The 19,615-nt window shown below is 45.6% G+C and carries 19 protein-coding genes; 3 read left to right on the top strand and 16 right to left on the bottom strand.

Going from position 1 to position 19,615, the window contains the following annotated elements:
• Window positions 1–43: 43 nt before the first annotated feature.
• Complete coding sequence (gene icmF, locus BM613_RS02465; RefSeq protein ID WP_109429551.1) at window positions 44–3,334, bottom strand: fused isobutyryl-CoA mutase/GTPase IcmF; 3,291 nt, start codon at window positions 3,332–3,334, stop codon at window positions 44–46.
• A gap of 32 nt (window positions 3,335–3,366) precedes the next feature.
• Complete coding sequence (locus BM613_RS02470; RefSeq protein ID WP_109429552.1) at window positions 3,367–4,041, bottom strand: TetR/AcrR family transcriptional regulator; 675 nt, start codon at window positions 4,039–4,041, stop codon at window positions 3,367–3,369.
• Window positions 4,042–4,245: 204 nt separating this feature from the next.
• On the opposite strand from BM613_RS02470, the gene BM613_RS02475 reads away from it, so the two are divergent.
• Window positions 4,246–5,319 carry a 3D domain-containing protein gene (locus BM613_RS02475; RefSeq protein WP_109429553.1) on the top strand — a complete coding sequence of 358 codons (1,074 nt, stop codon included), beginning with the start codon at window positions 4,246–4,248 and terminating at the stop codon, window positions 5,317–5,319.
• A gap of 130 nt (window positions 5,320–5,449) precedes the next feature.
• On the opposite strand, the gene BM613_RS02480 is transcribed toward BM613_RS02475, so the two are convergent.
• The 4 genes from BM613_RS02480 to BM613_RS02495 all read right to left on the bottom strand — a co-directional run bounded on the left by BM613_RS02480 (window position 5,450) and on the right by BM613_RS02495 (window position 11,876).
• Window positions 5,450–7,222, bottom strand: coding sequence for an acyl-CoA dehydrogenase family protein (locus tag BM613_RS02480; RefSeq protein ID WP_109429554.1), 1,773 nt, complete (start codon window positions 7,220–7,222; stop codon window positions 5,450–5,452).
• A 32-nt stretch (window positions 7,223–7,254) separates the two neighbouring features.
• Window positions 7,255–8,433, bottom strand: a complete 1,179-nt coding sequence (locus tag BM613_RS02485; RefSeq protein ID WP_109429555.1) for an acetyl-CoA C-acyltransferase — start codon at window positions 8,431–8,433, stop codon at window positions 7,255–7,257.
• A gap of 38 nt (window positions 8,434–8,471) precedes the next feature.
• Window positions 8,472–10,865 carry a 3-hydroxyacyl-CoA dehydrogenase/enoyl-CoA hydratase family protein gene (locus tag BM613_RS02490; RefSeq protein WP_281267807.1) on the bottom strand — a complete coding sequence of 798 codons (2,394 nt, stop codon included), beginning with the start codon at window positions 10,863–10,865 and terminating at the stop codon, window positions 8,472–8,474.
• A gap of 117 nt (window positions 10,866–10,982) precedes the next feature.
• A complete protein-coding gene (locus tag BM613_RS02495) occupies window positions 10,983–11,876 on the bottom strand; it encodes an aminotransferase class IV (protein WP_109429556.1) in 894 nt (297 codons plus the stop codon).
• Window positions 11,877–12,024: 148 nt separating this feature from the next.
• On the opposite strand from BM613_RS02495, the gene BM613_RS02500 reads away from it, so the two are divergent.
• Complete coding sequence (locus BM613_RS02500) at window positions 12,025–12,366, top strand: histidine triad nucleotide-binding protein (RefSeq protein WP_109429557.1); 342 nt, start codon at window positions 12,025–12,027, stop codon at window positions 12,364–12,366.
• 63 nt (window positions 12,367–12,429) lie between these two features.
• Here BM613_RS02500 and BM613_RS02505 read toward each other — a convergent pair whose 3' ends face one another.
• From BM613_RS02505 to BM613_RS02540, 8 genes are all read right to left on the bottom strand, one after another.
• Window positions 12,430–12,846, bottom strand: a complete 417-nt coding sequence (locus BM613_RS02505) for a cupredoxin domain-containing protein (RefSeq protein WP_109429558.1) — start codon at window positions 12,844–12,846, stop codon at window positions 12,430–12,432.
• Window positions 12,847–12,927: 81 nt separating this feature from the next.
• Window positions 12,928–13,488, bottom strand: coding sequence for a phosphatase PAP2 family protein (locus BM613_RS02510; protein ID WP_181362841.1), 561 nt, complete (start codon window positions 13,486–13,488; stop codon window positions 12,928–12,930).
• 38 nt (window positions 13,489–13,526) lie between these two features.
• Window positions 13,527–14,588 carry a phospholipase D-like domain-containing protein gene (locus BM613_RS02515; RefSeq protein WP_109429560.1) on the bottom strand — a complete coding sequence of 354 codons (1,062 nt, stop codon included), beginning with the start codon at window positions 14,586–14,588 and terminating at the stop codon, window positions 13,527–13,529.
• Window positions 14,589–14,812: 224 nt separating this feature from the next.
• Window positions 14,813–15,064, bottom strand: a complete 252-nt coding sequence (locus BM613_RS02520; protein ID WP_109429561.1) for a hypothetical protein — start codon at window positions 15,062–15,064, stop codon at window positions 14,813–14,815.
• A complete protein-coding gene (locus BM613_RS02525) occupies window positions 15,065–15,319 on the bottom strand; it encodes a hypothetical protein (RefSeq protein WP_109429562.1) in 255 nt (84 codons plus the stop codon).
• Window positions 15,320–15,393: 74 nt separating this feature from the next.
• Window positions 15,394–17,097: an ABC-ATPase domain-containing protein gene (locus BM613_RS02530; RefSeq protein WP_109429563.1), complete on the bottom strand. Its 1,704-nt coding sequence runs from the start codon at window positions 17,095–17,097 to the stop codon at window positions 15,394–15,396.
• Window positions 17,098–17,125: 28 nt separating this feature from the next.
• Window positions 17,126–18,025 (bottom strand): UTP--glucose-1-phosphate uridylyltransferase GalU, encoded by a 900-nt coding sequence (gene galU / locus BM613_RS02535; protein WP_109429564.1) that lies wholly within the window; start codon window positions 18,023–18,025, stop codon window positions 17,126–17,128.
• 15 nt (window positions 18,026–18,040) lie between these two features.
• Window positions 18,041–18,370: a MazG nucleotide pyrophosphohydrolase domain-containing protein gene (locus BM613_RS02540; protein WP_219930614.1), complete on the bottom strand. Its 330-nt coding sequence runs from the start codon at window positions 18,368–18,370 to the stop codon at window positions 18,041–18,043.
• 73 nt (window positions 18,371–18,443) lie between these two features.
• On the opposite strand from BM613_RS02540, the gene BM613_RS02545 reads away from it, so the two are divergent.
• Window positions 18,444–18,773 (top strand): DUF1811 family protein, encoded by a 330-nt coding sequence (locus BM613_RS02545; RefSeq protein WP_109429565.1) that lies wholly within the window; start codon window positions 18,444–18,446, stop codon window positions 18,771–18,773.
• A 17-nt stretch (window positions 18,774–18,790) separates the two neighbouring features.
• Here the strand turns inward: BM613_RS02545 and BM613_RS02550 are convergent, their stop codons facing one another.
• Both BM613_RS02550 and BM613_RS02555 read right to left on the bottom strand, forming a co-directional pair.
• Window positions 18,791–19,204 (bottom strand): hypothetical protein, encoded by a 414-nt coding sequence (locus BM613_RS02550; protein WP_109429566.1) that lies wholly within the window; start codon window positions 19,202–19,204, stop codon window positions 18,791–18,793.
• A gap of 17 nt (window positions 19,205–19,221) precedes the next feature.
• Window positions 19,222–19,548: a peptidoglycan-binding domain-containing protein gene (locus tag BM613_RS02555; protein WP_109429567.1), complete on the bottom strand. Its 327-nt coding sequence runs from the start codon at window positions 19,546–19,548 to the stop codon at window positions 19,222–19,224.
• Window positions 19,549–19,615: the final 67 nt, after the last annotated feature.

The raw sequence follows: 19,615 nt of genomic DNA on the forward strand, positions 1-19,615 counted from the left end.
TGAGTCATTTCCCTTCGTATTGTATCACACGCAGACTCGTGAACTACATATTGCGGCGATATTGTCCCCCTACTTCATAGAGTGCCGCAGTAATTTGACCTAAACTCGCAACTTTAACCGTTTCCATTAACTCAGCAAAAATATTGCCCCGTTCGACAGCGACTTGCTTTAAGCGCTCAAGTGCTGCCTTCGCCTCTTCCCGATGGCGTTCTTGAAAAGCGTGCAAGGATTGAATTTGCTGCTCTTTTTCTGCACGCGTCGCGCGCGCTAACTCAATTTCTGGCGCCTGATAGTCATCTTTTAAAGTCTCTGGATCAATAAATGTATTTACACCGATGATCGGAAGTTCACCAGAGTGTTTTAATGTTTCATAGTAGAGTGATTCCTCTTGAATTTTTCCGCGTTGATACTGCGTCTCCATAGCTCCAAGCACGCCTCCGCGCTCATGAATGCGCATAAATTCATCTAAGACCGCCTGTTCCACCAAATCTGTCAGTTCCTCGATAATATAAGCGCCCTGAATCGGATTTTCATTTTTTGTCAATCCAAATTCCCGGTTAATGATCATTTGAATCGCCATGGCTCGCCGCACAGAGTGTTCTGTAGGCGTTGTTATCGCCTCATCATAGGCATTCGTATGAAGCGAATTGCAGTTGTCATAAATAGCCAAAAGAGCTTGCAGCGTTGTGCGAATGTCATTGAAATCTATTTCTTGCGCATGCAAAGATCGGCCCGACGTTTGAATATGATACTTCAACTTTTGACTTCTGTCGTTTCCCTTGTATAAAAACTTCATTGCCACCGACCAAATTCTACGGGCTACACGCCCCATCACCGTATACTCTGGGTCCATGCCATTGCTAAAGAAGAAAGATAAATTTGGAGCGAAATCATCAATTTTCATTCCGCGACTCAAATAATACTCCACATAGGTGAATGCATTTGACAAGGTAAACGCCAATTGTGAAATAGGATTCGCTCCAGCTTCAGCAATGTGATACCCACTAATCGAAACCGAATAGTAATTGCGCACCCCGTGATCGATAAAGTACTGTTGAATATCCCCCATCATGCGCAACGCAAATTCAGTTGAAAAAATGCAGGTATTTTGCCCCTGATCTTCTTTTAAAATGTCTGCCTGGACTGTTCCTCGCACTGCCCGTAACGTTTGTTCCTTGACTTCTGCTTCCTCAGCATCTGTTAACGGAGCACCTTTCTTCGCTGCATATTTTTTTAACTGTTGGTTAATTGCTGTATTCAAATACATCGCCAATATAATGGGGGCTGGACCATTAATCGTCATTGAAACGGAAGTACTTGGATCTGCGAGATCAAACCCATCATAGAGTTGCTCCATATCCTCCAAAGTACATACAGAAACCCCACTTTCACCGATTTTCCCATAGATATCCGGTCGATAATCCGGATCTTCACCATATAAAGTCACGCTGTCAAAAGCAGTTGACAAACGTTTCGCCTTATCATCTTTAGACAAAAAATGAAATCGCCGATTGGTTCGCTCAGGTGTTCCTTCCCCTGCAAATTGCCGTTTTGGTTCCTCTTCCGTGCGTTTTAACGGGAATACACCAGCCGTATAAGGGAACTCCCCAGGAACATTCTCAAGAAGCAAGTATTTTAGAATATCGCCATAGTCCCGCAAACGTGGAACTGCCACTTTGGGAATTTGTAAACCAGCTAAAGACTTTACAAATAAAGGAGAACGCAACTCGCGATCGCGCACTTTTGTAATAAACTCCGGTTGACGATAGCGTTGTACCAATTCCGGAAACGTCTCGATAAGCTGAATATTTTCAGGCCGGAGCATTTTTTTTACATCATCCCGCGCTTCTAAAACTGCATCAAGCACTGTTTCGGATACTTTGCGCTGCTTCAATTCAGCTAATGTCCCCTCAATCTGATACCACTTACTGGCCAAAGCCACCTGTTCCTCTACTTTTGCCCGGTATCCGCGGACTGTTTGAACCACATCCAACAAATAATGAGCACGATCTCCGGGAATAATCACCGCACGTTCAGGAGATATCGCTTCTTCCCCAAGCCCTTTACTCCAATCTTTCCTGTATTTTTGATCGATCGTGGAGATCAAGGCACGATATAGTGCATTAGTACCGTAATCATTAAATTGACTTGCCATTGTTCCATACACAGGCATATTCTCTAACGGCTCAGAAAATCTCCCGAAATTCCGTTGCAATTGTTTACGCACATGAGCCAGTGCATCTAGTGAGCCTTTGCGATCAAACTTGTTAATCGCAACAAGATCCGCATAATCAAGCATATCGATTTTTTCCAATTGTGAAGGAGCGCCAAAATCACTCGTCATCACATAAAGACTGACATCTGCAATGTTTGAAATTGCAGCATCCCCCTGCCCAATGCCACTTGTTTCGACTAAAACAAGATCATAAGCAGCAGCGCGCAGTACAGCGATTGCTTCTTCGATCGCAAGTGAAAGCTCAGAACGCGACGACCGTGTAGCCATCGATCGCATGTATACCTGAGGCTGATAGATCGCATTCATTCGAATGCGGTCACCAAGCAATGCGCCACCTGTTTTTTGTTTCGAAGGATCAATAGACAAGATGCCAATTCTCTTGTCTGGAAAATCGCGAATAAAGCGGCGGACAAGCTCATCTGTGAGAGAACTTTTCCCAGCTCCCCCTGTCCCCGTGATTCCTACAACAACCGTTTTATGATCCAATTGACCTTTCTGATTACTACCTATCGCCTCTGTCAAGCGCAGCATCAGATCTGCCACTGACTGTCCAGTTTCCACCCGTTCTTCTAACAGGCTGATCAATTCTGCGACCATTTTCCGATCTTGACCATCAAGCGGCGCAGATGATTCGATCCATCTCTTCGCTCTCTCCTTTGGCGTCGGAAAATCAGAGAGGCGTACCATGTCATTAATCATCCCGACGAGTCCGAGTTTTCTCCCATCGTCAGGGGAATAGATGCGAGCCACTCCATAGTTGTGCAATTCTTCAATTTCACGCGGTACAATCACTCCACCGCCTCCGCCAAACACACGGATATGCGACGAACCTTGCTCCTTCAACATGTCCACCATATATTTGAAGTATTCGACATGGCCGCCTTGGTAGGAACTTACGGCAATTCCCTGAACATCCTCTTCAATTGCCGTCTCCACGATCTCACGAACGGAACGATTGTGCCCTAAATGGATGACCTCTACACCACATGCTTGCAGTAAGCGACGCATAATGTTAATAGAAGCATCATGGCCGTCAAAAAGACTTGATGCTGTTACAAATCGAACTCGATGCTGCGGTCGATAGACTTCTGTTTCCAACTCGAATCGCTCCTTATTTTACTTCCTCGTACTTACTGCACATTCTCGTGAATCTGTGTTCTCCCTAGAAAGCCAGCGTTCGCATCCGCACAAAGTTCTCGCATAAAGAGAGAAGTTTGCGTTTCCGTAAACGCTTCCAAACTGTAGTTGCGATGCAGTGACCATCTGCGAAACGCCCACATTTGTCCCAGTACAGTAATATTATGCGCCATTAAGGAAACCACCTCTGGCGAAATCGAAAAAGAACCATCTTCAATCCCTGTGCGTAATATTTTTGCAAAATAACTGCTTATCTCTTCCTCGCGGCGCAGGACATAGTGCATATATTCAGGAGGCAAGGATTTGGTTTCTTGATAAATCAGTAAAACCAGCTCTTGCAGTTCGTCCATAACACGGAAAAAACCTGCCAATACAACAGGTAACACTTCGTCTGCACGCGATCCTGTCACTGGAACAGAATGCAGTTTTTCCTCTACCTGAGAATGAATCATATCGCAGACTAAGTACAAAATATCTTCCTTAGAACTTACATACTCATACAATGTACCCGTCCCAAGACCGCTTTCTCGCGCAATTTCCCGTGTAGTCGTCCCATGAAACCCTTTCTCAGCAAACAGCTTCGTGGCCGCTTGAACGATCTGATCGCGGCGCATGCGCACGAGATCAGGGTCTTTCACTGGTGTAGCAATATTGCGCATATTAGCCATACCCTGTCCCCCCGCTCTGCGTTCATTCTCCTCTATCCCTTTACCGAGCGAGCGCTCAGTCAAAAATATCATATCATACCATGAAATCTGTCGCTAGAGTATTTCTTCATTTCCTTATAAAGGACCATTTTATAGATCGCATGTTTAGTAAGTTAAAAACTGGTTCAAAATACTAGTATATTCACTAGGGAGAGTGATCTCGTATTGAAACGTCTGATATTATTCAGTTTATTAAGTGGTGTGTTGTTTGTGGGAAAGGCAATCGCTGCAAGCCCACTGACACCACCTGATATGACAAGCATCTACGTCGTACAGCCAGGGAATACGCTTGATTCGATTGCAGCCGCATTTAACACGACACCAACTGTTCTTGAGATGCTAAATCGATTGCCAAATCCTGATCTGATCTATAGCGGTGAGCATTTAGTGGTCCCAACCATAGAACAAAATTTGCCGATCGGATCACAAGCGATGGTTTGCACACTCACGGCCTATACAGATGGATATCAATCAACAGGGAAAGTCCCCGGGGATCCAGGATACGGGATTACGGCGACCGGTCAAGTGGCTCGACAAGGGCTCTCGATCGCTGTAGATCCATCTGTCATCCCGTATGGTACAGCAGTATTTATTCCAGGTGTGGGACTGCGGATCGCTGATGATACGGGAGGGGCAATCGTTGGCAATCGCATCGATGTATTTTTCAATAGCCAGCAAACAGCAATGAATTTTGGCGTTAAACCTAATGTCGTCGTCTACTTAATTCCACCAGCAGATGTGGCTTATCAGGATGGTTTGCCCGTATTTGCTGCAAGTCTAACGAGCCCTGTGAACAACAGTCAACCCTTAAACAGTCTGGCCACACAAGGGACTGAGGCATCAGCAGCCAACAATTTTGGGTCATTAGCCTCAAATAATAACAATTCAGTGGCTCCCGCTAGCTCTTCTCTTGCGCAAGATACAGTAACAGCAATGAGCACAAGCGCAAATTTGGCGCCGCAAAACTTAGAGGTCAGTTCCTCTGCCCGCATGACCGCGGTTGTAACAGCTGCACCCTCTGTCGGGAATCCCACATCGATGCCGCTTGCTACAAGAGAGTTGCTTGCTAACTCATCACAGTACTCGTCTATGACGACAAATCAAGAATTGGGAAAAGCGATTTCTAGTCTCTCGCTCGGCACACAAGGAAACCAAAGTGACATACTTGATGTGTGGGTAATCACGCTTGATCGCTATATCTGGCAGCCGATGCTCGAATCAGCTAAACACTCGCTCTAACATTGCAAGATGCAAGTATAGCTGAACAACGCCAAAATACAGCAAACCTCAGGATCATCGCATACTGCGCAAGAACAATCCTGAGGTTTGCCAAGCAAATACACACAGTACTTCTACTGAAAAATGAATTCTATGCTAAATATCCCTCTGCTTCAATGATACGCGCAGCGATACGGCGCTTGAGTTCGACCGTGTTTGCTGGTGCAATTCTCGTCAATTTTCGAAGAACAGCCAGAGAAGTTCTTAACGTATCCCCATCTTGCATCGCAGCTAAGGTATCTTTCGCAATACGCTCTACCTCAGGGAAGGTCTCTGCGACAAATAAGCGCACATAGTCCCCTTGCAACTGCGCATTGCTCCCCTCGTTCGCCTGTGTTTTTAAAGCCCGCAACAAAGCCGTTTCCATAGCGTACAGTGCCATTGCAAGGTCTGCTAAATTAGCTAAAATCTCCTGTTCTCGTTCAAGCTTTTGTCCATACGTTTGAACAGCAAGCCCTCCGACAAAGAGGAAAATTTTACGTGTCATTTCCACTGCATGACGCTCGATTCCAAGCAGTTCTGATTCATCAGCAGGCTCCAAGATGCCGAGCAGTTCTTCTTGTAACCCCTGCGCTGCTTGCAAAAGTGCTACTTCTCCTTTTAGCGCCTTTTTCATAAGCGTGCCAGGGATCAACAGTCGATTAATCTCATTCGTTCCTTCAAAAATTCGATTAATCCGCGAGTCACGGTACATCCGTTCAATCGCATACTCTTGGATAAATCCTGCCCCCCCGTGAATTTGTAACCCCTCATCTACCGTGAAATCTAAGGCTTCAGAAGCAAAGACCTTATTGATGGAGCACTCAATCGCAAATTCTTCAATAGCCTTGGCTGCCTTGCGCCCTGCATCTTCACCTGAAAGGTCAACTTCTGACAGTGCATGATCAATTGCGCCAGTCGTCCGATACGCAATACTCTCTGCAATATACCCGCGCATCGCCATATCAGCAATCTTTCCTTGAATAAGAGGAAATGAGGCAATTGGACGCTTAAATTGCTCCCTTGTTTTTGCATACTTTACAGCTGTTTCAAGAGCTGCTTTGATGCCTCCAACACAGCCAACTGCTAGTTTATAACGTCCAATGTTCAAAATGTTAAAAGCGATGACATGACCTTTTCCAGCTTCTCCAAGCAAATTTTCTACTGGAACATGCACATCTTCTAAGATGAGCGGACGAGTAGAAGATGCTTTAATCCCCATCTTTTTCTCTTCTGGCCCCGTTGATACCCCTTTGAAATTTCGCTCCACAATAAAAGCAGAAAACTGCTCTCCATCAATCTTCGCATAGACGATAAAGAGGTCTGCAAAAGCAGAGTTAGTAATAAACTGCTTTGTGCCGTTTAAAATGTAGTACTTCCCATCTTCCGATAATTTTGCAGTCGTCCGCGCACCGAGCGCATCTGATCCTGATCCTGGTTCAGTTAATGCATAGGCTGCAAATTTACGCCCTGTGGCTAGATCAGGCAAATACCTCCGCTTCTGATCTTCATTTCCGAAATATACGATTGGCAATGATCCAATTCCGACATGTGCCCCATAGGAGAGTGCAAATGAACCACCACGCGTCATATATTCAGTAATCAACGAAGAAGTGACTTTATCCAGACCTAATCCTTCATATGCTTCAGGCACATCGACTGCTAGCAAACCTAAATCGCCTGCTTTGTGCAATAATTTTACAGTGAGATCCCAATCCTGATGTTCCAACTGATCTGCGACAGGTAGGATATCCCCGTTTACAAAATCAAAAGTTGTTTTTGCAATCATGCGATGTTCATCCGTGAAATCCTCTGGCGTAAAGATTTGTTCAGGACTTTGTGGAGCAACAAAAAACGCGGCCCCGTGCTCTCTTGTCTGACTCATCAACGATTCCCCCTTGATTCTTTCGTTCCTACTCACACGCGTTCAAAAACACCTGCAGCGCCCATTCCTCCGCCAATGCACATCGTGACAAGACCATAGCGTCCACCAGAGCGTTTGAGTTCTTCTAAAATCGTAACCGTCTGACGAGCGCCTGTGCAGCCAAGTGGATGGCCCATTGCAATCGCTCCACCGTTGACGTTCACTTTGCTCGGATCCATTCCTAACTCGCGAATAACTTGCAAAGATTGAGAAGCAAAAGCTTCATTTAATTCAATCCGGTCCATATCTTCGAGTTTTAATCCCGCTTTTTCTAATGCTTTAGGGACTGCTGCCACAGGACCAACGCCCATAATATCCGGATCGACCCCGGCTACAGCGAATGAACGAAATACGCCAAGCGGTTGCAGACCGCGTTTTGCCGCCTCCTGTGCAGACATCATCACAACAGCAGCTGCTCCGTCACTTGTCTGCGAAGAATTGCCTGCGGTTACGGTTCCCCCCACACGAAAAACAGGCGGCAATTTAGCTAAACTTTCAAGTGAAGTATCAACACGCACACCCTCGTCAGTGTCAAAAATAAACTTTCTTTCGACGATGCGCCCTTCATCATCTGTATCGCGCAAAACAACCTCAAGCGGAATAATTTCATTTTTAAATTTGCCAGCTTCAATCGCTGCCGCCATACGCCGATGACTCTGTAACGCAAAGGCATCTTGATCTTCACGACTCACGCCAAAACGTACAGCTACTTCTTCTGCTGTATGCCCCATCGACATATAAATCTGTGGATAAAACTCCGCTAGATAAGGATTGGGAGAAATATTATATCCACCCATCGGCAGGCGACTCATACTCTCAACCCCACCCGCCATGACAATATCGTTCATTCCCGTTTGAATTGCTTGAGCAGCCATCGCAATAGCCTGCAGTCCGGAACTGCAAAAGCGATTGACAGTTACTCCTGACACAGAAGTTGGAAAACCAGCCCGCACCGCAACAATTCGGGCAAGGTTCATCCCCTGCTCCGCCTCTGGCGTTGCGCACCCCAAAATCACATCTTCAATTAATTCTGGATCCAATCCTTCTGCCCGTTCAAAAACTGCTTTTAGTACCGCTGCGCCAAATTCATCAGGCCGCGTCTGGCGCAGACTGCCTTTGCCCGCTTTTCCCACGGCACTGCGGCCGCCAGCGACAATGACAGCTTCTCTCATACTTACCCCTCCTTACAGATATCCGCTATCTCCATGCGCTAATTCCGCAGCGGCTTTCCTTTTTGCAACATGTATTGCATTCGCGCCTGCGTTTTCGGTTCTCCACAGAGTGACAAAAACGCTTCGCGTTCAAGATCTAACAGATACTGTTCACTGACTACACTACCACCAGCCGCCTGACCGCCAGTTAACACGCGGATCAGATGCCGAGCAATCTTTTCATCGTGTTCAGAAATGTATCCGCTTTTCTTCATTCCATAAACACCAATCATGAGATACGCCGCAGCGTTTTCCCCTAGCACCTTAATCCCCTTGTGCCGGCGCGGAACAAAATTCTCAGCCAATTTCAAACTTGTCGCTTTCGCTTGTGCCAACAACTGATCACGCGCCACCGTAATCTGATCAGTAGGTCGCAAAAATCCCAACTCTGCAGCTTCTTTTGCACTCGTAGAAACTTTAGCCATGGCAATTACCTCAAAAGCTTTTTGCACAAGAGGTACAGGTGATAAATCCGTTCCTTCAGGCAAACGCTCCATCATGCGTATAAGCAACTCTTTGTTGCCACCACCACCTGGAATGAGCCCAACCCCGACCTCGACTAATCCACAGTAAGTCTCAGCCGCCATCTGTAATGCACTTCCTGCAAGGGCGATTTCCGCGCCCCCTCCAAGAGTTAACCCATGCGGCGCAACAACAACAGGCTTTTTCAAATACTTCAAGCGCATATTGGCATTTTGGAATTGGCGCACCGCTAGATCAATCTCATCCCAATTGTCATCTTGTGCTTCCATCAAAATCATCATCAAATTCGCACCAACTGAGAAATTGCTCGCCTCACTGCTCACGATGAGTGCTTCAAAGTTCTTCTCTACTTCGTCAGCGGCTTTCATCATCATCGTTACTACATCAGCGCCAATCGCCTGTTTTAGAGAATGCAACTCAAGACACGCAACCCCATCCCCTAGATCGACTAAACTGGCTCCCTTGTTTCCGAAAACTACGTGTCCGTTTTCTTTGAGGAGACGAAGATCAATTTTTCGCTCATCAGGTTTCACTTCTTTATACCCATGACCCACAAAGAAGCTCTGTACCGTTTGTCCTCGCTGCGTATAAAACGTCTCCCCCTGCGTTAACAGCACTTCAACAAACTCTGGAATGACTAGTCCCTCTTGTTTCATACGTTCGACCGATCGGCGAACGCCAATGGCATCCCACAGTTCGAAAGGACCCATGTCCCAATTAAATCCCCACTTCATCGCATCGTCGATGGCGGTGATATCATCCGCAATCACACCGACTAAGCGCGCACTATAAAGTAACGTTTGCTTTATTACATTCCACACAAAAATAGCTGCATCATCTTCACCATATGCAAGCGTTTGCAATTTCTTTTTGAGACTTGGCGCTGCCTTGGCAGCCTCAAAAGAAGCGGACGATAATTTCCTGCGTGGACGATATTCCATCGTATCAATATCTAATGCAAAAATCTCGCGCCCTTGTGCTGTCTTCTCACGTTTAAAAAAACCTTGACCGCTCTTTTCCCCGATCCATCCATTGTCAACCATTTTGCGAATAACTGTAGGCACTTCAAATACAGCCTTCTCTTCGGGATCAGTTGATTGATCGTACACGTTTTGTGCTACATGAACAAACGTGTCGATCCCTACAATGTCTAGTGTTCGGAAAGTTGCGCTCTTTGGTCTGCCTAGTACAGGACCAGTTAGAAGATCAACCTCATCTACACCAAATCTTGTTTTTTGCATCTCCGCGAAAGTGATGAGTAGTCCATACGTGCCAATGCGATTTGCGATAAAATTGGGGGTATCTTTTGCAATCACAACCCCTTTACCGAGCACGTCCTCGGCAAAAATTCGCATCTGTGCAATGACCTGAGGCAAAGTATCTACTGTAGGAATCAATTCAAGCAATTTCATATAGCGCGGCGGGTTGAAAAAATGAGTGCCTAGAAAATGCTGCCGAAAATCTTCTGATCTTCCCTCTGCCATTGCAGTGATGGATACGCCTGAGGTGTTAGAACTAACAATCGACCCCTTACGTCTGTACTCATCTACTTTAGCGAGCACCTGACGTTTAATATCTAAACGTTCCACGACTACTTCGATAATCCAATCACATTCTGCAATTCGCTCAAAATCATCCTCAAAATTCCCCGTCTCAATGAGGTCGATGTCTTTTGTATGATATAAAGGCGCCGGTTTTGCTTTTAACAAACCGACTTTTCCTGAATTTACAATTCGATTTCGCACCACTTTGTCTTCGAGAGACAAACCTTTTTTTTCTTCTTCCGGCGTTAATTTATTAGGGACAATATCAAGCAATAACGACGGAATCCCCACATTTGCGAGATGCGCTGCAATTGCGGCTCCCATTACTCCAGAGCCTAAAATTGCTGCACGTCGAATTGAGCTCACTGAGATCAGCCTCCTTACTCCTGCTGTTTCTATGATAACAAACGAGTATTCATTTGAACATCTTTTTTTGACTGATTGGTCAATTTTCTTTTTCGCAAACAGCTACACCCTTACAATCTAGTAGTTATTGTGCGTAAGGTTGTGAATAGCCTCTCTAAGTAATTGTTGTAATTGGTAAGTAATACTCTGCTTTTCCTTGTACCTTGTTTTGATTGGCGTATCCATCACCTTTGTGACAGGAAGAATTTCACTCATTGTTCCCATAGTGAAGACCTCGTCAGCATCGTATAATGCATCGGATGAAAACGTTTCTTCACGAACTTGAATCCCTATCTGATGGGCGTTTTCCATGATAAACCTACGCGTAATGCCATGTAAAATATGTTCATTTGCCGGGTGTGTAAAAATAACGCCATCCCGCACAAGCGCTAAGTTACTACTCGTGCATTCGGTAACCACTCCCTCGCGAACAAAAATAGCATCATCTGCCCCTTGGTCAATCGCTTTTTGTTTCATCCACACATTGGGCAGCAAATTCAGCGATTTAATATGACAGTGTTTCCAGCGTATATCCTCAACCAAAATCATATGCTGCCCATATTCTTTCCCCTTCTCCCATTTTTTTAAATTTACGGGGCGTACAGTTAGACTGAGATGACTAGGGACATTTGGAAATGCATGATCCCGTTTGACAATTCCTCTGGACAATTGAAAATATACTTGTGCTTCAGAAAATCCCGCGCGAGTGATCGCCTCCTCTATTAGCTCCTGCAGTTCTTGCAATGAACGATCTAATTGCAACTCGATCCACTTTGCGCTCCGCCAAAACCGCTCTAAGTGCTGTTGCAATAAAAATGGTTTCCCGCCATAGACGCGAATAACCTCATAAACACCGTCGCCAAACTGATGTGCGCGATCCTCAATCGGAATCACCGGCTCATCAAGTCCCACAAATCGGCCGCGCGCATAACCAATTCCTTCAGTTTCACTTAAAAATTCACCCGGACTCACTGGTTAACACTCCTCTTCCTTTGTTTACTGGGAATCCCCTTGGAAACATACCTTTTGTATACCATGTGAACATTGGCGAACCTGCACTTCGTCTGATATCATGGAATACAGTGAATTCTTTACATACAAGAAAGGTGAGAATCTTACGATGGATTGTGTGTTTTGTCGCATCATTCAAGGTGAATTGCCCGCAAAAAAAATCTATGAATCAGAACGTGTGATTGCATTTGAAGACATCCAAAAAGCTGCACCCGTGCACGTGCTCATCGTTCCAAAGCAACATATTGAATCTATTTTGCAACTTCCTGATGACGATACACAATTGCTAGCAGAATTACAAAAAGCGATTCGGGAGGTTGCTGCCCTAACCGGCGTAGCCGAAAGTGGATTCCGTCTCGTCTCAAACAAAGGAAAAGCTGCTGGTCAAACGGTTTTTCACCTTCATTTTCATATTTTAGGTGGAAGAGATCTGGAATTAACACTCGCTTAGAAACTGTTCTAAACGCTTATGTAATCGATCACAACTGCAAAAAACTGCAAGAAATCATTTGCCTTAGTGTACGTCAATCTCACCAATTAATCCAGGTTCTTTAGATCCTCCGGCATCAGAATAAAATTGAAACACCCCTGTTTTATCTGGGGTAAATTGGACTGTTGTGGAGCAATGTACAGCAAGATTGGGGGAATAAATATAGAATGCAGGAAGTATGAAGTTGTGTGTCTTTGTCCCTTTATTACAGACTGTAATCGTCACTGGTTGATTGAAGGAACCAGTGATTTTTTTAGGAAAAAAACCCTTATCAGTTACAATGATGTGATATGTAGCTGCAAAAACAGGAGTTGGTTTCAGCCACAGTCCAATAGACAGACACATAAGAAGAAGCAACAAGCGACGAGCGCCATTAAAAATTCCTCTTTGATTTATCCGCCAAGATTCTTGTTCATAGCGATTTTTTGTCAAGTGTCTCACATCTTATGCCCTCCAACATCAGATTTAGAATTTGATGACGAGGGCTATCATGCCCTAAATTAACTAATTTATCCATTTTATTCATAGCCATATTTTCCAATACAGCAGAGAAACAAGTGTTCCAATCATCCCGCCAACCAGAACATCCGTGAAATAATGCAGACCAATATAGACGCGCGAGAAGGATATTAAAATTGCTAACCCCAATGAGAAAAAGAGCAAATGCGGAAATGCGATCGACAAGAATATCCCTAAAGCAAAAGCCCCACCCGCGTGATTTGAAGGAAAAGAAGGATCCTGCGGATCCTTCGCAACAAGTGGTACGACGGATTCCTTGACAAAAGGACGCACTCTTGCAATCCGTGCAGCGAGTGGATCAATGATAAACTTCGTCGATAACGCAGCAGCAATAGCCACAAGCAGGACATACAAAACCTTCACTGCATTTGACCTTTCTTGGATTCCAAGAATTACAAAGATCCCCCCCATCTCAAGGAAAAATAACAAGGGCCCAAATCTTCCAAGCCAACTGATCCATCGATCCACTAGCTGATGTTTGCCGCGAAGCCTTTGTATGGTCATATACCACACGCGGTCGCGCTGCTGAATCCGCGCCACCCAATCTTTTATCAAACCATTCACCAATCCTTTAATTTCTTTTAAAGCCTTTAGAGGAAGCGTTAACTTCTTGTAAACTGATTGTCCACATCAGTTTTAATGCTTTTGCCAAAAGCAAACGCGTTCATCAGTTCGACGTCACCCTCGTGATTGACCGAGAACCCATGGTAAGAAAAATTGGCACTCCCAATAAATACAATTCGGCCATTGTCCACAGACAAAATTTTTGCATGTAAATATTCATTATCATACGGTTGATAGTAGCGAACGTCTATCCCCGCATTTGCCAGCAACCGAGCCGTTTTATGATTATAATGCTGCTTTGCATCAAGTACGACTCTTACTTTTACACCTCTTGCGACCGCTTCAGAAAGTGCTGCAACGAGTTCACGACTAGTAAATGCAAAAGCTTCCATATCAATCTCTTCTTTCGCACTTGCGATCGCCAAAAGCAAGGCTGGCTCAATTTGTGTATCAGCGCGCAACGGAAGCGGATAAGCTACTGGGACTTCCGGATTGCCGCCCGCACGCGCGTAATCTTGTTCAAAAAGACCTTCAAACTCTGGACTTGGATGCGTGAAATAGACTGATGCATCGTGATTTTCCCAACTATATGTACCAAAGTTCATCCCCCCCAGTAAAGCCTGCATTCCATGATGTGTCATAACAACAAGTGATTTGATATGGGAAATCCCCCCGGAGATTGAAAGAGTGCGCACTTTGATCTGATGAGCTTGGAGAAAAGGAAGTGCAACGGATTGAGAGTGTGGTTCTGTAGCATCCAGTACAACTTCTACATCAACCCCTCGTACTTTTGCACGCAATAGAGCCTGCAAAATATTTGGATCGGATAGTTCATACATTGTTAAATGGCAAAAGCTTGTACTCTGATCAATCATCTTCAGTGCCTCCGGTTTTATCTCTGGACCCCAAAGCAGCGTCTCGTCGCCCTGTGTTACCGGGTTAGGAAATTGCCCAGCAGACATACCATCCATCGATGTACATCCTGAAAGCAGCAAGAGAAGTACACCGCTTATGAGCACTTTTGGGATGAAAAACCAGATCTTGCGCCTTTGCGCAGATCTATACTCACTTCGAGCAGCTGTTGATTGATACAAGATCATGCCGTGATCGCTCCTCTTTTACAACTCGATGATCGATGAGAACGTTTTGCACATCCTCCATCAATCTCTTCTGTTAGCGAACAGCAGACCAAATTCCTTTTTACAATCACACAATGGCTACTCGTTTTGAATACTTGTCGTTCACAATGCTGTCGCCAAAAGCTTTTTCTGCCATAAAAAAATCCCTGCATGCACCATTGCTGCAGAGACGTATTGATATTCCTCTAGCGCTGTGTAATCGGCGAATAAAGACATTTTTGATCCTGATCAAAAATCGGCATCAACAGCTGGGAACGCGAAGTCAACGTCGCCCCTAGCGTAGAGAGATATGACCAGTCACCCATACAAAATCCAGCGCTCATCATCATCGTGGAGTGCGAATCCCAACCATTTTGAATGTTTTGTCCGAAAAATTGCCCAACCGCATTTGTCATCGCAGCATTTTGGATATTGCCTACTTGAATAAACGCTGCCATCTAGGGTCCCTGCCAACTTGGAGAGAAATTGTCTTTCACATCCGAATCCGCGATGGGCTGTAAAACGACAGCAGGAGTATACGACCAAACCGCTGCGACACCGTTTAGATCATAATTGCCCATCACATATCCTGCCGCCATTTGCAAAGGAGAATGAGAATCCCACGCATTTTGGACGTTCTGTCCGTAAAAAAAACCCACATCGTTTGTCATGGATGAAATCTGGAACGCTCCCACACTGACAAATGCAGCCATGAATCCTCCTCCTCGCTCGCCACACGATATACATATGCACTGTCAAGACGGTTGGTTCATAGCGATCTAGGTTGTCAACGAATGGCAAGCCCACGAATTCTATTCCAAATCATCCCAATTTCAAGGGCGCGAGGTAAAGCATAAAACCCAGAGCACCCTTCTTCCATACTTATTTGTGCGAACCCTTTTTTATAAACTTCTTGCACGATGCGAGACGTAACTTGGTGAAGCGATATCTCTCCATCTACAAATTGGGTAAGTGCATAGCGAATCATCGCCACTGCCGCACGCGTCTGACTCTCTTCAATAAGTTGCTCTAATGCGCCAAGATCGACAAATTCATCGCCGTACTGTACCGTAAAACGCGATTTGACATCCATTCGTTCAAGTTTTGTCCCCATTGCGATAGGTTGTGGAACACGGATGCGTGCCTGTGTCAAAGGACTTATCGCTTCGATCCTACGTTTTGCAGGGAAATCGAGACGAACACGCCTTGCCTCTTCGGTAACATCAAGCGGTCTGTATTCGTCCATCAACAAAACCATATCCGCTACATCAAGATAATCTCCAGATCCACCAATCACCAAGATACTCGATACACCATATGTGAGATATAATTCCTGCACCCGATCTACAAAGGGCGTGATCGGTTCGCGTTCTTTGGCCACCAGCGCCTGCATACGCGCATCGCGAATCATAAAATTTGTCGCACTCGTATCTTCATCCATCAGCAAAACACGTGCACCTAGCTCAAGCGCCTCCATAATTGCGGCAGCCTGAGACGTGGAACCACTCGCATCCTGAGTACTAAAAGTGGTGGTAGAACGGTCGCGCGGCAAGTGTGAGATGAATCCTGAAATATCGACGCGACTTACCCTGCGCCCATCTTCTGCACGCACTTTAACTGCCGTCTCATCCGTGATACACCACTCTCGACCATCTCCCGCAATATGATGGTAGATCCCGCGCATGATCGCCTGCAACAAGGTGCTTTTCCCGTGAAATCCTCCGCCCACAATCAAAGTTACGCCCTTTTTAATCCCCATGCCTGCAATTTCCCGTCCACTTGGCAAATGCCAAGTCACCACTGTAGATAGAGGTGCTTGAAATGGCTGGGCAAGTTTTTCATCCATCGGCAACTCACTCATTCCGCTTCGCCGTGCCAAGATTGACCCATTTCCAATAAATGAAACAAGCCCCCGGTCTGCTAACGAGCGTCGGATAAAACATTGGTCTATGTACAATGCTACATGTTCATCTAGTTCCGCAAAAGGAAACTCCGATCGCGCAAATGCCTGATGTAAAACGAACGGCAAATCGACAAGAAACATCGCCTCAGCGTCTTTGGCTCGAATCCTTCGACCATTTGCCGGAAGCCCCACAGCAAGGCGTACCTCAATGCCTGCTTTTGTCACATTTACTGCACTACGCGGCAAAACTACCTGTTGTGGAGAAGCGAACAAAATAATCCCACTACGGCCACTCCCTCGACGTTTTAAGCCAAGTTCCTTTAAAACCGCCGATAACCTTCGTGTTAAAAAATCCTCAACTGCGATTCTGCGGTCGAGATCCGTTAATATCGCTTCGTCCAGCCGCAACAAATCTGCATCTACAAACGCGCGAACGCGCGAAGGTGGCGCAAAGGGATCAGATTGCACCCGATCAATGGTTAAAATATATGGGCCAAGATCAAATATACCTTTTAGATCGCGATATCCACCATAGGACTTGCCCTCTAAACTTCGCAACAACCGCAAAAAATACGATCGATTCTCCATGTGCTTCGCTCCCTGATCAGACCGACCATCACATGGCAAAAGGTCCGCGCTCTTTTTCTGCCTCTTCTAACACTTCATGTAAATACTGCAAAACATCCGTTCTCATATCGGATCGCATTAATGCGAGTCCAATAGTCGCCTTGATATATCCCAATTTATCGCCAATATCAAATCGCAATCCATCAATCTTACACGCGTGTAACCCGCTTTTTAACATCTGCCCACGCAATGCATCTGTAAGTTGCACCTCCCCTTGCTTACCAGGAGGAGTCGTCTCGATAATTGAGAAAATATCCGGTGTAATTACATAGCGACCAACGATCGCCAAATTCGAAGGCGCCTCATGCACAAACGGTTTCTCAATCAAATCTGTAACTGTATATTCGATCCCATCCGCGCTCACACCCGCTATAATCCCATAGCTTGACACATTTTCCCGTGGCACAGGCTTGACCCCGACAACTGTTTGTTCACAGCGGCCATAGATCTCCAAAAGTTGCGATAGCGCTGGTTTTTGTGAATAGATAATATCATCACCCAACAATACAGCAAATGGCTCCGACCCTACAAATGATCGAGCCATATACACAGCATGTCCAAGCCCTCGCAATTCCGGCTGACGGATATAATGAATATTGGCTAAGCGTGAAATGTGTTGAACCACTTCTAACGTAGAACGCTTTTCATGTTCTGCCAAGTGCATTTCGAGTTCTAATGATCGATCAAAGTGATCTTCGATCGCCCGCTTTGATCGCCCAGTCACGATCAAAACATCCTCAATCCCTGCCGCCACTGCTTCTTCAACGATATATTGAATGGCTGGCTTGTCTACAAGCGGCAACATTTCCTTTGGTTGTGCCTTCGTCGCCGGTAAAAAGCGAGTTCCCAACCCCGCTGCTGGGATAACTGCTTTGCGCACGCGTCTCATCGTTACCGATCCCTTCTACTCGTTCCATTCTCGTCCCATGTTGTAGCGCATTTTTCGGACGTACGCCAACTCTAAGTCAATCCCTACGTAATTTGCTAATTTCACAATATACGCCAAACAATCCGCGAGTTCATCGCGCAAATGCTCGCGGGCTTCGCCTTCCTTTGCGATCATCTCGGGGTGACCCATGGCGCCCTGTAACCGCCGCACTTCCTTTGCAACCTCCCCAACTTCCTCCACAAGCAACATCACATTCAACGGGAGATCCTGTGAAAATCCCTTTTCCTTGTCCAACCATTCATGGAACCTTTGGCAATCCTGCAAAGTCGGCCGATCCGGCAACACGGCTCAAACGCCCCCTGTGCTCATCTTGTTCTTATGGTAACATAGAGTTAAGAATCTTTCATGGGGGACTATCATGACAACTCAACTGCTCAGTCAAATGTCAAAAATGCAATTGGAAGCTGAAATGGCTCGTTGCCAAGAACAAGCTAAACTCGCCCTCGAACAAGGTGTCATCAATGAATATCAAGTCTATGAGCAACGTTATTTTCTAGCAAAATCGTACCTCATGGATCGCCAAACGATTGAACCTCATGTCACCTATGGCATCGAAACTACGACAGACCTTTTTACAGTCGAATACTTAGATGGCATTATGGCCTATGGAAAGGTCCTTGGGACAAAAGAAAAACGCGCATTCCCGATCGGCAAGCTCGTACCGCTCGACTTTTCGCGCGATTCCTAACAACCATTATCATGAAGTTACACACCGTCGCTAAACAGCATCGATAGCGCGCCCCAGACCTCATGATCAGGAAATTCTTGATACATCGTCGCCGCATGCTCAATAAATGTACTAAAAGCATCCTCATCAAAATCAACATCCACCTGCAGATCAGAGCGCGTTTCTCCTGTGCGCACAAGAATCCCGACAGGTGCTTGTAACAAAGTTGCACACTGTGCAACAGGCACTAAGAGATCAATTCCTCTGCCTTGTTCTCGCAGCCCAATCACCAGATGAGGCGCATTTTCAAACGGTGATGCAGCAAAGCGGAGCGAAAGTGGCGCTCGATCCTCCTTGCAAAGATAATTCTCAAGCCACAATTTCGCTCCTGGCGCATCAATCACAGCGCGCTCTTCATCAAGCGTGGCGTGCATTTTAGCTTTTACATGCATGAAATTGACCCTTCCCTTTATCCCATTTGGGCCACAGTAAAATGATTAACAAACTGCGGCCCCACTTCATTTTGCAGAATTTGTCGATTGACTGCAACCCCAATCAGCAATTTCCACATTTGCTGATCCATGCGACCAGTAATCGGGACATGCTGACTCATTTGAAAACGTTTTAACGCTTCTTCTGTCCCTTGATTGAAGTGCTCCGTAACTGGACCATGATAAAAGCCAAGCCGACGTAACATATACTGAAGAAACCCTACCGCATGCCCATAATCCTGAAAACCTAATTCATGGTACTCATAATCAGGCTCTGCATTCACATTTTTCCCTCGCCACAACATTAGGACATATCCCCCCAACAAAGTCTATGCCCTATCATATGGTCATCCGCCTAAAATGTGTGCACGC

The organism is Sulfoacidibacillus thermotolerans, from assembly GCF_003144315.1.
Classification (GTDB): domain Bacteria; phylum Bacillota; class Bacilli; order Alicyclobacillales; family SLC66; genus Sulfoacidibacillus; species Sulfoacidibacillus thermotolerans.

Excerpts from the sequence above, each read along its gene's own strand:
- BM613_RS02470 (WP_109429552.1), bottom strand. The coding sequence starts at position 4,041 with ATGGCTAATATGCGCAATATTGCTACACCAGTGAAAGACCCTGATCTC.
- BM613_RS02480 (WP_109429554.1), bottom strand. The coding sequence starts at position 7,222 with ATGAGTCAGACAAGAGAGCACGGGGCCGCGTTTTTTGTTGCTCCACAA.
- BM613_RS02485 (WP_109429555.1), bottom strand. The coding sequence starts at position 8,433 with ATGAGAGAAGCTGTCATTGTCGCTGGCGGCCGCAGTGCCGTGGGAAAA.
- BM613_RS02500 (WP_109429557.1), top strand. The coding sequence starts at position 12,025 with ATGGATTGTGTGTTTTGTCGCATCATTCAAGGTGAATTGCCCGCAAAA.
- BM613_RS02515 (WP_109429560.1), bottom strand. The coding sequence starts at position 14,588 with ATGATCTTGTATCAATCAACAGCTGCTCGAAGTGAGTATAGATCTGCG.
- BM613_RS02520 (WP_109429561.1), bottom strand. The coding sequence starts at position 15,064 with ATGGCAGCGTTTATTCAAGTAGGCAATATCCAAAATGCTGCGATGACA.
- BM613_RS02525 (WP_109429562.1), bottom strand. The coding sequence starts at position 15,319 with ATGGCTGCATTTGTCAGTGTGGGAGCGTTCCAGATTTCATCCATGACA.
- BM613_RS02530 (WP_109429563.1), bottom strand. The coding sequence starts at position 17,097 with ATGGAGAATCGATCGTATTTTTTGCGGTTGTTGCGAAGTTTAGAGGGC.
- galU (WP_109429564.1), bottom strand. The coding sequence starts at position 18,025 with ATGAGACGCGTGCGCAAAGCAGTTATCCCAGCAGCGGGGTTGGGAACT.
- BM613_RS02545 (WP_109429565.1), top strand. The coding sequence starts at position 18,444 with ATGACAACTCAACTGCTCAGTCAAATGTCAAAAATGCAATTGGAAGCT.
- BM613_RS02550 (WP_109429566.1), bottom strand. The coding sequence starts at position 19,204 with ATGCATGTAAAAGCTAAAATGCACGCCACGCTTGATGAAGAGCGCGCT.
- BM613_RS02555 (WP_109429567.1), bottom strand. The coding sequence starts at position 19,548 with ATGTTGTGGCGAGGGAAAAATGTGAATGCAGAGCCTGATTATGAGTAC.